Annotated in this window: 4 protein-coding genes; all 4 read right to left on the bottom strand. The window is 65.5% G+C overall.

Annotated elements, in window-relative coordinates; translation table 11 throughout:
• Positions 1 to 6,953, bottom strand: a 6,953-nt coding sequence (locus tag V6M87_RS03395) for a YDG domain-containing protein (protein ID WP_332848330.1), incomplete at its 3' end; no start/stop codon positions are given.
• An 18-nt stretch (positions 6,954 to 6,971) separates the two neighbouring features.
• Positions 6,972 to 8,555 (bottom strand): ShlB/FhaC/HecB family hemolysin secretion/activation protein, encoded by a 1,584-nt coding sequence (locus tag V6M87_RS03400; RefSeq protein ID WP_332848331.1) that lies wholly within the window; start codon positions 8,553 to 8,555, stop codon positions 6,972 to 6,974.
• A gap of 225 nt (positions 8,556 to 8,780) precedes the next feature.
• Positions 8,781 to 10,613, bottom strand: coding sequence for a DUF885 domain-containing protein (locus tag V6M87_RS03405; protein WP_332848332.1), 1,833 nt, complete (start codon positions 10,611 to 10,613; stop codon positions 8,781 to 8,783).
• A gap of 143 nt (positions 10,614 to 10,756) precedes the next feature.
• Positions 10,757 to 11,185, bottom strand: coding sequence for a FlxA-like family protein (locus V6M87_RS03410; protein ID WP_332848333.1), 429 nt, complete (start codon positions 11,183 to 11,185; stop codon positions 10,757 to 10,759).
• Positions 11,186 to 11,192: the final 7 nt, after the last annotated feature.

The raw sequence follows: 11,192 nt of genomic DNA on the forward strand, positions 1-11,192 counted from the left end.
TTGTCGCCGAAGGCCGCCGTCGCCGCAACATTCAACACATCGCCGTCGATGCGGTTGTCGCTGCTGGTGACACTGGCGCTGCGCGTGCCGTCGTAAGTTTTGTTGACGCCGGCAAAGCTGGCATTCAGGTCACGGGCCGTGATGGCGGCGGTCGTCGAAGTCGTGCTCGACGCCAGCGTGTAGTTGCCTGCATCCGCACCCGACAAGGTCACGCCGCTGACCGAAACAGCCTTGCCACTGGCGGCGTTCTTGTCGCCGAAGGCCGCCGTCGCCGCAACATTCAACACATCGCCGTCGATGCGGTTGTCGCTGCTGGTGACACTGGCCGCCGTCGTGCCGTCGTAGGTTTTGTTGACACCGGCGAAGCTGGCATTCAGGTCACGGGCCGTGATGGCAGCCGTCGTTGAACCGATGGTCGACGTCAGCGTGTAATTGCCCGCATCGGCGCCCGACAGGCGCGCATCGCTGATCGAGACCGCCTTGCCGCTGGCCGCGTTCTTGTCGCCGAAGGTCGCCGTCGCCGTAACGTTCAGCACATCGCCATTGATGCGGTTGTCGCTGCTGGTGACACTGGCGCGGCGAGTGCCGTCGTAGGTTTTGTTGACGCCGGCGAAGCTGGCATTCAGGTCACGGGTCGTGATGGCGGCGGTCGTTAAACCGCTGGTCGACGTGAGCGTGTAATTGCCCGCGTCGGCACCCGACAGGCGCGCATCGCTGATCGAGACAGCCTTGCCGCTGGCCGCGTTCTTATCGCCGAAGGTCGCCGTCGCCGTAACGTTCAGCACATCGCCATTGATGCGGTTGTCGCTGCTGGTGACACTGGCGCTGCGCGTGCCGTCGTAGGTTTTGTTGACGCCGGCGAAGCTGGCATTCAGTGCACGGGCCGTGATGGCGGCGGTCGTTGAACCGCTGGTCGATGTGAGCGTGTAATTGCCCGCATCGGCACCCGACAGGCGCGCGCCGCTGACCGATACAACTTTGCCGCTGGCCGCGTTCTTGTCGCCAAAAACAGCATTGGCCGCGACGTTCAACACATCGCCGTCGATGCGGTTGTCGCTGCTGGTGACACCGGCCGCCGTCGTGCCGTCGTAGGTTTTGTTGACGCCGGCGAAGCTGGCGCTCAGCTCACGGGCCGTGATGGCGGCGGTCGTTGAACCGCTGGTCGACGTCAGCGTGTAATTGCCCGCATCGGTACCCGACAGGTGCGCGTCGCTGACCGAAACCGCTTTGCCGCCGGCGGCGTTCTTATTGCCGAAGGCCGCCGTCGCCGTAACGTTCAACACATCGCCGTCGATGCGGTTGTCGCTGCTGGTGACGCTGGCCGCCGTCGTGCCGTCGTAGGTTTTGTTGACGCCGGCGAAGCTGGCATTCAGGTCACGTGCCGTGATGGTAGCCGTTGTTGAACCGCTGGTCGACGTGAGCGTGTAATTGCCCGCATCGGCCCCTGACAGGTGGGCGCCGCTGACCGAGACCTCCTTGCCGCTGGCGACGTTCTTGTCCCCAAATACGGCGGTCGCCGCGACGTTCAACACATCGCCGTCGATGCGGTTGTCGCTGCTGGTAACACTGGCCGCCGTGGTACCGTCGTAGGTTTTGTTGACGCCGGCGAAGCTGGCGCTCAGTTCACGTGCCGTGATGGCAGCCGTCGTTGAACCGCTGGTCGACGTGAGCGTATAGTTGCCCGCATCGGCGCCCGAAAGATGGGCGCCGCTGACCGAGACCGCCTTGCCGCTGGCGACGTTCTTGTCCCCAAATACGGCGGTCGCCGCAACGTTCAACACATCGCCGTCGATGCGGTTGTCGCTGCTGGTGACGCTGGCCGCCGTGGCGCCGTCGTAGGTTTTGTTGACGCCGGCGAAGCTGGCGCTCAGTTCACGGGCCGTGATAGCGGCGGTCGTTGAACCACTGGTCGACGTCAGCGTGTAGTTGCCCGCATCGGCCCCTGACAGGTGGGCGCCGCTGACCGACACCGCCTTGCCGCTCGCCGCGTTCTTGTCCCCGAAGGCCGCCGTCACCGCAACGTTCAACACATCGCCATCGATGCGGTTATCGCTGCTGGTGACACTGGCCGCCGTGGTGCCGTCGTAGGTTTTGTTGACGCCGGCGAAGCTGGCATTCAGGTCACGGGCCGTGATGGCAGCCGTCGTTGAACCGCTGGTCGACGTCAGCGTGTAGTTGCCCGCATCGGCGCCGGACAGGTGGGCGTCGCTGACCGAGACAGCTTTGCCGCTGGCTGCGTTCTTGTCGCCGAAGGCTGCCGTCGCCGCAACCGTCAACACATCGCCATCGATGCGGTTGTCGTTGCTGGTAACAATGGCGCTGCGCGTGCCGTCGTAGGTTTTGTTGACGCCGCTGAAACTGGCAGTCAACCCACGCGCGGTGATGGAGGCCGTCGTCGACCCCGTGTTTGATGCCAGCGTGTAGTTGCCCGCATCCGCACCCGACAAGGTCACGCCGCTGACCGAAACGGTCTTGCCCACGCCAGCGTTCTTGTCAGCGAAAGCAGCAGTCGCCGCCAGGCTCAGGACGTCGCCGTCGACACGGTTGTCGCCAATGATGACGCTGGCGCCGCTGCCGCCGTCGTACACTTTATCGACGCCGGCGAAGGTGCCCGTCAATCTGCGCTGATCGATATTTGCGGTGCCGCTGACAGCGCCCGGGGACAGCACGTAATTGGCCGCGTCGGCGCCGCTCAGCGTGACGCCGTTCAGCGTCACCGTCTTGCCAACGCCGGCGTTCCTGTCGCTGAACGTGGCCGTGCCGCCAACCGTCAGCACGTCGCCGCCGACGCGGCTGTCGGTGATGGACGTGGTGGCCGATATGCCGCCGTCGTAAGTCTTGCTGTTGGCGCCAAGGCTCAGGTTCAGCGACCGCACCGTGATGTCGGCCGTGGTGCTGCCGCTGGCGGACGTCAAGCTGTAGTTGGCGGCGTCCGCGCCAGCCAGGTTGCTCGTCTGCACGCTGTACGTGACCGGCTTGGCACTGCCGATATTCTTGTCGGCGAAGCTGGCGGCCGCGCCGGTGAGGCTGACCTGGTCGCCGCCGAGGACGCCGTCGAGCTGCGCGGAGATGGTCGCAGCCAGGCTGCCGTCATACACGCGGTTCACGCCGCTGACGCCACCCAGACTGAGCGCGCGCGGGGCAATGGTGGCGCTCCCGGTGGCGCTGCTGGCCAGGCTGTAGTTGGACGCCCCATCGCCGGCCAGCGCCAGGCCGGTCAGGTTGACGGTCTTGCCGGCGCCGGCGTTGCGGTCGGCGAAGGCGGCGCTGCCGCTGACGCCAACGAGCAATTCGTCGCCGGCGACCACGTTGGTCAGCGCCAGCGTCGCTGCGCCAAAGCCGGTGCCGCCATCGTAAATCTTGCTGCCACCGACGCTCACGCCGAGTTCGCGCGCCCTGATTGTCAAGGCCGTCGCGCCGCTGTAGCTGATATCGTATTTGGTCGACCACAGGCCGCCTGCGGCGTAGGTGCCGACGTTGCGCGCCGCGCCATAGCCGACGCTGCCGTCCGCCGCCGTGTCGCCATTCGCCAGGCCCGTGTAGGCCAGCGTGCCGCTGAACGCCACTTGCGCACCAGCGTATTCGACGCTCGACGGGGCGTTGCTGATAGCGACTGTCAACGGTTTCAGGGTGGCTTTCAGCAGCGGCGTGGTATGCCCCTCGTAGATGCGCCAGGTGCTGCTGAAATCGTAGTCATTGAAGCTGGACGCCTGCATCATCTGCGCCGTGCTGCGGCCGCTCGAGCCGCTGTGGTCAATCTCGATGCCAGCGGTCTCATAATTGAAAAAGCCAAAAGCAAAACTGCCGGCCGCGCTGCCGGCCACGGCGCCGACGGTGCTTGCATTGAAGCCGGCCGGATTGACATGGCCGCTGCTGTAGGCATGGCGGACGGTGCCCGGGCTTTCGCCGACGAAGCCGCCCAGGTTTTCCCGCGTCAGGAGCGCGTCGGCATTGCTCGACAGCGACACCGCGCCGCTGGCGTAGGCATCGTCGATGCTGCCCGCATTGCGCCCAACCAGGCCGCCCACAGAGCGCGCGCCCCGGGTGGCGCCGGTCGCGTACGACTGCGTCACCGCGCCCGCGTTGTCACCGACCAGGCCGCCGACGAATTCAAACCCGCTGCTCACCGCGCCGCTGGCGTAGGAAGCGGTGACCGTGCCGGTGGCCTGGTTTTTGCCAACCAGGCCGCCGGTCGCCGCGCCGCCGTCGGACAGGCGCCAGTCGACAGTGCCGCTGGCGCTGGCGTTGCTGATCGCCCCGGCGTTCGAGCCGACCAGCCCGCCGGTATTGCCGACACCGCTGACCGCCATGCTGCTGCTGACATTGCTGATCGTGCCGCCAAATACCGCACCGGCCAGCGCGCCGACGTTGCTGTTGCCGCTGACCGATCCGCCGCTGAGCGTCAGGTTGCGCAGCGTGCCGCCATCGACGACGCTGAACAAACCGGTAGCGTAGCCGTTGCTGCCGATTTTCAGGTCGCGGATCGCATAACCGGCGCCGTCGAACACGCCGGAAAAACCGGCCCCGGCGCCGCCGGCCAGCGGCGTGAAGCCTTGGCCCTCGTTCCAGTTGGCGGTGACGCCGCCATCGATGTTATTGGCCATGATGAAACTGGCGCCCAGGTCGAGTCCATTGATGCCTTGCAAGCCGTACACGTCGGCGATGCGGTACGGCGCCGCGGTGCTGCCGTCGCCGCCGGCGACGCGCAAAAACGTGCCACGTTCCACCTTGATCTGCGCGGCGGAAAACGCCGGCAGGTTCGCACTGTTCTGGCGCCAATCGCCGGCCAGCACGAACTCGCCGCCGAGCTTGACCGCGCCGGTCGCGCCGATGTTGCCGCTAGACAAGCTCAAGCCGCCGTCCAGCGTCAGGGCATGGTCGATATTGATGGCGCCGCCGCTGCCGGTACGCAGGTCCAGCATGCGAATGGCGCCGCCCGCGCCAGTCGCCAGGCTGAGCGGCGCCGCCACGCTGATGGTACCGCTGCCTTCGCCATAGCCGACCGTCACGTTAGCGACGGACAAGCCGGCCAGGTCTTGCGCGCTCAGTCCCATTACGCTGCTGTCGCTGTTGCTGCCAAGGTGGATGTCACGGGAATTGGTCCAGGGCCGCAGCGTCACCGTGGCGGCGCCGTCGGCGCCGCCAAAATTGAAGCCGCCGGCCAGGTTCATCTGATCGGCCACCAATGTAATATTCTGGCCGAAGCCGCTGCCCGTCACCTGGTCAGGCGCGCCCGTCAGGCTGATGGCGCCGCCCGCGGCATTCGCAACGATGCGCACACTGCCGGCGCCGACATACAGGGCGCCGGCGCCAGACACACTGGCGCCAGACAGGCTCAGGTCATTGTTGCCGGTATCGATGGCGGCGTTCAGATGCAAGACGCCACCGGCGCCGGCGGCGCTGCCGCCACTGTTGTCATTGGCCGACAGCAGCACGGCGCCGCCGCTGGTCATGATCGGCGCGTTGACATTGATCTGCTCGCCCGCCGTCGCGCTCAAGCCCACGCCGCCGGAGACAATGCTGATCGCGGCATCGAAGTCGATGCGGTGCAGCGCCTGCAAGGTGACGTCGGTTTGGGCATTCGAAATCAGGTCGGCGCCGATGGTCGTGGTGCCGGTAGCCGGTCCGCTGTCGAAGGCATCGACCGCCGACAAACCGCCGCCGGCGCCTTGCACCACCTGGATGTCGTACGGGTCGAGCAGCCAGTTGCCGGGCTTGCCGCGCGTTGAGCGGGCACGGGTGTCGACGCGGATGCCATCGACGGCGAGGTAGTGGCCCGAGGTTTCGACCAGGCCACCGTCACCCGCCAGCGCACCGCCGCGCGCCGACAGGCTGCCCGCCACGCGCGCCGTCTCATTGCCCCAGGCGATGATCTTGCCGCCATTGCCGCTGTCGATGGCGTCGGCGGCAATGCTGGCGTCCTTGCCGACGGCGACCTGGCGCGCGTTTGGCACGGCCGGGTTCTTGCCCTGGTAATCGCCGCCCAGCAACACCGTGCCGCCGCCCAGCTTGCCGCTGGCGTCCACCCTGGCGTTGCCGAGCACGCCCACCTGGTCGCCCAGCACGGTGATGTTGCCGCCGCTGCCGGCGCCGGTGGCGCTGGTGATGCTGCCGTCTTCCAGCAGCGCCCTGGCGCTCGCTTTCAATACGATTTTGCCATTCTCGCCACGCACGGCGCTGTCCGCGTTGAGCACGCCGCGCTGGTTCAGCAAGGCGCCATACATGCCGATGCGCCCGCCCTGCGCGATGACCTGGCCGACGTTGATGGCCTGGTCGGCGGGTGCCGACAGCACCACTTGCAGGTCCGGATTGGCCGGGTCGGCCAGGTTCACGCTATGGCCGGCGGCCAGCATCACGTCGCCATTCGGCGCCGTGATGATGCCGCTGTTTTCCACTTGCGGCGCAATCAGCAGCACCGGGCCGCCGGCGGCGTTGATCGCGCCGCGGTTGATGACGCTGCCGGGCGTGCCATCGGCCGTGAAGCTGCGCTTGCCGGCCAGGAAATCCTGGTTCGTCATGCCGAGGCTGGACGCCACCAAGCCGCCGACATCGACGCGCGAGCCGGCGCCGAACAGAATGCCGTTCGGGTTGATCAAGAACACCTTGCCGTTCGATTCGAGCGCGCCCAGGATCTTGCTGGGGTCCTGGCCGGTGATGCGGTTGAGCACGGCGCTATTGCCGTTTTGCTGGATGAAGCGCGTCAGCTCGCCCGACGCGATCGAAAAACTTTGCCAGTTGATGATGGTATTCGGCGTGTTGGTCACCGAAAACACATTGCCCTGCTGGGTGAAAGTGGCCTGGCCGTTGACCACTTGCGGCAGCAGCGGATTGGCGTGCGCGCCGCCGAAGCAGGCAGAAATGAGCAGCGCGAGGGCCGTGCGGCGCAATGGCGGCGCGTGTCGCACGCGCTGGTTTGAATGGGACGCGGCGGTCGTGCGGAGGAGCTTGTTCATGATCGTTTTCTTCATGGCCTAGTACGACAGGCCGATTCTGAAATGCAGGCGGTTGCCGTCGCGTTCACCGGTCTGGCCGGGATTGACGACATGACCGTAGTCGAGTTGCAGGTTGGCGTTGCGGTGCAGAAAAATGCGCACGCCGAGACCGACGGCAGCGATCGCGCTGCGTTGCTGTTCGCCGGGCAGCGCATGATTGCGGCGCACCCCGGCCACGTCATAAAAGGCCAGTGCGCGGCATTGCCAGCCGGTGAAGCGGGCGCACCCGTTCGGCGTGTACAGTTCGAGATTGGCGCTCAGGCCGGAGTCGTCCGACACTTGCCGCTCCTTGAAGCCACGCACCGACGCCGCGCCGCCGGCGCCGAACTGCTCGCCCGGCACCAGCGCATCCGGGCTGTACTGGCCATTCGCGATGGTGCGCAATTGCCAGTCGCCGGGCAAGACGCGGCTCCAGTTGGCGCCCAGGCGCAGCATCGTGTAACTGGCCGTGGCGCCGGCTCGCGCCAGCGTGAAGTCGTCTTGCCCGCCATGCCGGCCGCCGGCAAGATTGCGCAGCAAGGTCACGGCCACGCCCGCTTCGCCGCGCGCCAGGGTCCAGCTTCCGATGTAGGCCACGCTGAGTGGATGGACGGTCACGTCGGCGCCCAGTTCGGTACCGAACAATTGCACACTGTTGCGGTAGGATTTATGGTCGATGCCATACACCAGGCTGGACTCGACATTCTCGCGCCTGGCAAAGTTCTGGTTGTAGCGCGCGCCGGCCGTGGCGCCGCGGCCGCTGACGGCCAGGTCGAAAATGCCGGCCGAAATCGTGCCCGAATCGACGTTCGAATAATTGGCGAAAAAATCCATCGAATCGCCCAGCGCATACAGCGGCACATGGTAGCCGACGCCGTAAATGCCGACGCGGTCGGGTTTTTCCAGCGTGCTGGTGTATTGCAGGCTCAGCACATGGTCGAGGCCCCACACGTTGGCGTGCTGCAACACCACGCCAGCATGGGTCTTGCCGGCTTCCGCGCTGCCGGTGTTGTCCAGGTTCAGCATGGCTTTCCATGCGCGCTCATCGGCCACATCGACCGTCGCGTTGACGCGGCTGGCGTCGTCGGCGTCGGCGGCCAGCTTGACTTCGAGGCGGCGCGTCGGGTTTTCATTGGCCAGCTTCAGGTTTTGTGCCAGCCTGGGTGTGTTCAGCGCCTGCCCTTCGCGCAGTTGCGGCAGGGCGCGCCGCACATTGGCAGTGTCGACATGGACGTTACCGCGCACGCTGACCTGGCCGAGCAGCATCGGCAACACGTTCAGGCGCACCACGCCGTGGTCCAGCTCCTGCTCCGGCAAGGCCACCTGCACCATGGTGTAGCCACGCGCATGGTAGGCGGTTTCGAGCGCTTCGAGGGCCTGCTGGATGGCGCCGAAATCGCGCTGGCGGCCGCTGAACGGCGCCACGGTGGCGCGTACCAGGGCCTCGTCCAGCAAGGTATTGCCCTGCACGTCGAAACGGTCGATATCGAAGCGCGGCACACCCTGATCCGGCGCAGCGGTGGCGGCGCCCACCGGAAAAATCAGCGCCACCACGGTGAACAGGCGCAACAAACGTTGGTTCATGTAGGGGATTTCTATTGATTGCAGTGAGCGTCGCTGGCGTAGATCGGCAGCGATGATGTTTGCGTGAGTGAAACGCAAAGTGTAGAGGGGTTTTTTATTTCCAGTCGGAAATTTTAGCGGATCGCACCTAAAAACAGGTGGAATGACCGGCTTGTGACGTATTTGCCTCGCAAAGGCAAAAAACCGCTGTACGCGACAGCGGTTTTTAGTTTGCGGAAAATTTATTTATGCCTTGGTCTGGCGCGCAATCCAGCTGTCGACGATATCGCCGAGCACATCGAGGGGTACCGACCCCGATTCCAGCACCAGGTCATGAAACGCCGGCAGCGAGAATTTCGGTCCCAGCGCTGCCTTGGCCTTGTCACGCAGTTCGATAATGCGCAGCATGCCGATCATGTAGGCATTCGCCTGTCCGGGCCACGCGATGTAACGCTCCACTTCCTGGGCGCCGATGCCGTAGTCGATGGCCTGCTGGCGCGTCCAGCCTTTTGCATGCAGGCCGGTGTCGACCACCAGCCGGCGCGCGCGGAACAACTCCGAGCCGAGCGCACCGAGCAAACCCGGCACATCGTCCTTGTACCAGCCCTGTTCTACCGCCAGCCGCTCGGCATACAGGCCCCAGCCTTCGGCATGGGCGCTGCCGCCGCTGAAAATGCGCTGGCTGCGAAACTTCGGCAAACCGGTCAACTCCTGCTGGATCGCCAGCTGAAAATGGTGGCCCGGGACAGCTTCGTGATAGGCCAGGCTGCGCATGCGGATGGTGTCGAAGGTCGGCCCGCGCAGCGGCACCCAGAAGATGCCGGGACGGCTGCCGTCCGGCGCCGGCAAGGAATAATGGGCGGCGGCGGCCGCTTCGGTCAGGGGCGGCTCGCGCAGCACCGCCACCGGTGCGCGCGGCTTGATGTTGAACAGCGCGGCACTGCGCGCTTCGGCGTCTTTTACCATGGCAGTGTAGCTGGCCAGGATCGCCGGGCGCGGGTCGCCCTCGCCTTTCGGCTGGAAGGTGGCGTCGAGCTGCTTCATGCGCGCTTCGACGCTGCCGTCGGCGTAACCGAGCGTGCGCAGGAGGCGGTCCATCTCGGTTTCGATGCGCGCCACTTCGCGCAGGCCAATGGCGTGGATCTGCTCCGGCGTCAAGGTCGTGCTGGTGAAATTGGCGACCGCGCGCGCATAGGCTGCGGCGCCATCGGGCAGGCGCGCGATACCAGCGACGTCGCCCGTTTTCGGGTAGATCTCGGCCATGAACGCCTGCACCCGTTGGTAGGCCGGCAGGATGCGCGTGTCGACGATGGCGCTGGCGCGTGCAAGCGCAGCGGCGCGCGCGGCAGGCGTCAAATCGGCAATCATGCTGCTGCGCTGTTCGAACGATGTGATCAGCGGATTTTTGGCCGGTACTTGTTTCAGGAAGCTGTTCACCTGGTCCTGCGCGCGTTCGAGGATGAAGCGCGGCGGGATCAGGTTTTTGGCCGCGGCAGCGCGGGCGCGCACCAGCGCTTCGTCGATGCGCGGCGCGACCTGGTCGAGGCGCGCCAGGTAGCTGTCGACGTCTGCCGCATTGCGCAGCGGGTGGGTCGTGTTCATGAAATTGACCAGCCCGACGTGCACGCCGCTGAATTGCGAGAACACGAAGTTATGGTCCTCGAACGGCGCATTGGCGACGACGTTCTCCAGCGACCAGCGCATCACGGCCGCCGAGGTACGCTGGGTTTCGGTCAGCGGGCCGGCCATGTATTTGGCGAGCTGCGCCAGGCCATGCGTGGCGAGGGCGCGCATTTTATTCCGCTGCGCCTGCGTGATCGGCGTCAGCTGTCGGTCCAGTGCCGCCTGTTCGGCGCCGCTGAAGTATTGCGTGGACGTGGCCAGTTGAGGATTCAGGCGCACCCAGTCTGCGGCGAATTTGTCAGCCCATTTGTCGAAGGCGGCGTTGGGTTTGACGGATTGCGTGCTGGTGGCGGGGGCCGCCAGTGCCTGCAAAGGCAAGGTCGCCGTGGCGAGCATAACGGGAACAAACAGCGTGGCAATGGCGGCGCGCAGGGTGCGCTGGCGAATCAGGGTCATGGGTCTCGTTCTCGTGGAAGAAGGGGCACGCTCTGGATTGGCGTGCTGGTGGGCAATTTATCACGAAGCGAAACGGCGCTGTGGCCTGAATCACCCTTATTGCATGGGCAGTCGCGCAGCGCCCGTGGGACGTAGCGAAGCGCTCAGGCGTGCGTATCGATTTGCGCGCCCATTGTTCCCGTGACGCGCTGGTCATTCTTGCTCGCCTTGGACTCAGCGGCTTCTGCAGCCTTCTTCGCCGCTTTTTGCGCCTCGGCGTTCATCAATTGCTCGATCTGCATTTGACAGGCCCGGATTGCCAGTTCCAGCAGCTCGAGGCGCTCTTTTGCGCCGGGCGAGGTGTCGTGCGAAGCCTCCTTGAGCTGCTTGATCAAACCCGTCATTTTTTTCTGCAGCGCTTCCAGTTCGGTGCGGCTGCCGGCTGCCGTGTCGTTACTTGCGGCACCGGCCGCCGCGGTCCCCTTGAGTGAAACATGGATGGATGTCATTGCTCGCCGTGGTGTACCACGATAATGGAATTGAAAAGGTGCCAGGCCGCCTTGTTTGCTGAGCGGCGCCGTCGGACCTACCAACGGTAAT

The organism is Massilia sp. S19_KUP03_FR1 (genome assembly GCF_036688685.1).
In the GTDB taxonomy this organism is placed as follows: Bacteria; Pseudomonadota; Gammaproteobacteria; order Burkholderiales; family Burkholderiaceae_D; genus JALYUM01.

Excerpts from the sequence above, each read along its gene's own strand:
- V6M87_RS03400 (WP_332848331.1), bottom strand. The coding sequence starts at position 8,555 with ATGAACCAACGTTTGTTGCGCCTGTTCACCGTGGTGGCGCTGATTTTT.
- V6M87_RS03405 (WP_332848332.1), bottom strand. The coding sequence starts at position 10,613 with ATGACCCTGATTCGCCAGCGCACCCTGCGCGCCGCCATTGCCACGCTG.